Here is a 3118-nt window from a genome sequence, read left to right as displayed (position 1 = left end):
GCACCACACCCGACACCACCCGCGCACCCGTGCCCTGCGACCAGTACACCGACCCACCCTGGAAGTGCGCGAACTGCACCCCACCGGCCAACGACGTCACATCCGACACCGGATAACCCAGCGGCCCCCGCTCCCAGCCGGTCGTGCCCCACTTCTCCAGCACAGCACCCGACAGCACCCGCGCACCCGTCGCCGACGACCAGTACACCGACCCCTTCTGGAAGGCCTGGAAGCACCCACCCGAGGGGAGCCCGCACACGCCGTCCCGGACCGGGTAGCCCAGCGGCCCCCGCTCCCACCCGGTGCTCCCCCACTTGTCGCGGGCCGCACCGTAGAGCACGATCTGCGCACCGGTGGCCGGGGACCAGTAGATGGTGCCCTTGGCGTAGTGCTGCAGGCAGCCACCACCGACCAGGCCACACGCGACGCTGCCCTGGATGGCCCCCAGCGGCCCGGTCGTGCCACCGGTGGCGGCGTACCGGGAGGTGACGTTCGCGGCTCCGGGCACCTGCGTCGAGCCGAACCAGTCGGTGTAGTAGATCCAGAAGTTCCGGTTGCCGTAGGCGGAGCAGCCGTCCCCGGTGCCCGATCCGGCCCGCAGCGCCGCGGCGTTGGGCTGGTACGGCGTGTAGGTGTACAGCCCGGCGGTGGCCCAGTTCTCCACGAAGACCGCCGACGAGCCGCACCCGGCGTTCGGGTGCCAGCGGATCTGGTTGACGATGCCGGCTTTGATCGCCCGCGGCGCGAGCCGGTAGTCCTGGTACTGGCGCGCAGCGCTGTAGAGCTGGTTGAACAGGTGGGCGTACGCCGGGTTGCAGGGGGCGGTGTCCGGGCAGCCGAAGCCCATCGCCTTCTCGTACCGGGTCACCGTCAGCTTGTCGCCGCTGAGGGTGACCAGCCCCTGCTCCTTCTGCAGGATGACCAGCAGCACCCGCTGGCTGATCCCGCACGCCTTGCCCACCTTCGCGATGATCGTTGCGGCGGTCTCGGCCCGGGCTCCCACGTAGGTGCCGGGACACCGCGAGTCGGCCGGCCGGGTGTAGGTGTCCTGGGTGGCGTTCTTCAGGCACGGCACCCCGGCGGACGACGGCTTGCAGTTCGGGTTCTTGCTGTTGAGGAAGGTCTGCACGTCGGCGGCGGACATCGCGTTGCCGTCGTAGAACAGCTGGTCGCTGATGATGTTGCCGGCCCGGAACTGGGAGGTGTCGGCGGCCTCGACCAGTGCGGTGGGCTGGGCACCGGGGCCGCTGCCGGCGAGCAGGGCGGTCAGCCCCACGGCGGCGCAGGCCACCGCGAGCAGCGCGCGGGCGGTGCGCCGCCGCGCCGGGCGCAGGGGTCCGGGGGCGGTCACCGCGGCACCTCCACGTCCAGCGGCTGCGAGGTGCCCGATCCGCTGGGCGACCGGTAGCGCAGCACCGCGGCCCAGTCACCCGACCGGAGATCGGCTCCCGGCACCGACATCTCCGGGCAGCTGGTGGTGCTCGCGTCGGCGAGGCCGGCGGTGCGTGCGGTCACCTCCTCGTCGTCGCGGGTCAGCACGAGGGTGCAGGTCCCGCCCTCCTCCACGTGCGGGCTCACGTACCCCGACGCCAGGACGGCGTCGCTCCGCTCGTCCCAGTACGCGTAGCTGAGGACCACGCCGGTGGCGGACGGGCGGCTGTCGTCGGTCGCCACCGGCGCGTCCGGGTCGGTGATCGCCCCGACCGGCGGGGTGGCCGATCCGGTCGTCTGCCCGGCCGTCTGCTCGGCCGTCGTCGCTGCGTCGGTCACCCCGACCGCGTCGGGTGCCACTGCTCCGTCCGTCGGGGCGGCCGCCTGCTCGCCGGCACCGGCCGTGCAACCGCTGAGCAGCACCAGGCCGGTGATGACGGAGAGGACACGGCACAGGCCGCGGGGGGAACTGGACATGACGAGGCCCTTCGATCACGGCGCCCGGACGGGGCCGGCTGGGTGGAGAGGTCAACCCCGCCAAGTCACCGTACGGTGACTGACGCGCGACCCGTCGTGCTCGACACGCGGATCCAGCCGCGCTGAAAGTCGGTGATGGTGCCGCCGGCCACGGCCCGGGGACCGGAGGTCGGGTAGCCCAGCGGGCCCCGCTCCCAGCCGGTGCCCGCCCAGGCGTCCCGGACCACGGCGGGCAGCGCATGGGCCCCGGTGGCCTGGGTCCAGTACACGGACCCGCCCTGGAAGTGCGCGAACCGGCCACCTCCGGGCAACGCGGTGGCACTGGTCGTCGGGTAGCCCAGCGGACCCCGCTCCCAGCCGGTGGCCGCCCACGCCGCCCGCAGCTCCGCGGTCAGCACCCGCGCCCCGGTGGCCTGGGTCCAGTACACCGACCCGCCCTGGAAGTGCGCGTACTGCGCCTTCCCGTCCGGCGTGGTCCGCACGTCGGTGGTCGGGTAACCCAGCACGCTGCGCTCCCACCCGACCGCGGCCCACGCTTCACGCACCGGACCCCGCAGCACGCGCGCGCCCGTGACCGGCGACCAGTACACCGACCCGCCCTGGAAGTGCGCGAACCGGCCACCCCCCACCGCCAACGCCGTGGCACTGGTCGTCGGGTAGCCCAGCGGACCCCGCTCCCAGCCCGTGGCCCCCCACGCCGGCAACAGCTCCGCGGTCACCGCCCGCGTCCCCGTCGCCGGCGAGGAGTAGACCGACCCCCGCTCGAACCGCTGCAGACTGCCCTTCCCGTCGGGCAGCCGCAGCACGTCCGACGTCGGCAGGCCCAGGGCAGCGGTCCCGCCGGCGGCCCCGACCGCAGCCTCGACGGTGGCCGACACCAGGTGGCCGGTGCCGCCGGCCGGCACGTAGACCGTGCCCCCCTCGAAGGGCTGCGCGGTCCCCGCCGTCCCGCCGTTGGCCGCGGTGGTGGCCACCGCCGCACCGGTCGGGTAGCCCAGCGGGCCGTGCTCCCAGCCGGTCCGCGACCACACGCTCCGCACGCTCGCAGGAACGCTGAACGTGCCCGAGGACAGCACGTACACCGAGCCGCCCTGGAAGTGCTGGAACCGGGCCTTCCCGTCGGGGGTGCGCCCGGCCGCCGCGGTCGGGAAACCCAGCAGCCCCTCAGGACCACCCGCGGTCTCGTACGCCGTCAGCAACGCCGCCGGCA

General features: G+C 74.1%; 2 protein-coding genes and 1 pseudogene. All 3 read right to left on the bottom strand.

Translation table 11 applies throughout. The features are described 5' to 3' along the window. Positions 1 to 1351: LGFP repeat-containing protein (locus tag ACI783_RS19735; protein WP_457142026.1), on the bottom strand; the 1351-nt coding region annotated here is incomplete at its 3' end. After that, positions 1348 to 1908, bottom strand: a complete 561-nt coding sequence (locus ACI783_RS19730) for a hypothetical protein (protein ID WP_457142025.1) — start codon at positions 1906 to 1908, stop codon at positions 1348 to 1350. The genes ACI783_RS19730 and ACI783_RS19735, both read right to left, overlap by 4 nt. A gap of 65 nt (positions 1909 to 1973) precedes the next feature. Then, positions 1974 to 3118, bottom strand: a pseudogene (locus ACI783_RS19725) (hypothetical protein); the annotation flags it as partial.

Source organism: Modestobacter sp. SYSU DS0511 (assembly GCF_054050755.1).
Note: the sequence above shows the minus strand (reverse complement) of the source record. Positions and strands in the feature narration are given on the sequence as shown.

Excerpts from the sequence above, each read along its gene's own strand:
- ACI783_RS19730 (WP_457142025.1), bottom strand. The coding sequence starts at position 1,908 with ATGTCCAGTTCCCCCCGCGGCCTGTGCCGTGTCCTCTCCGTCATCACC.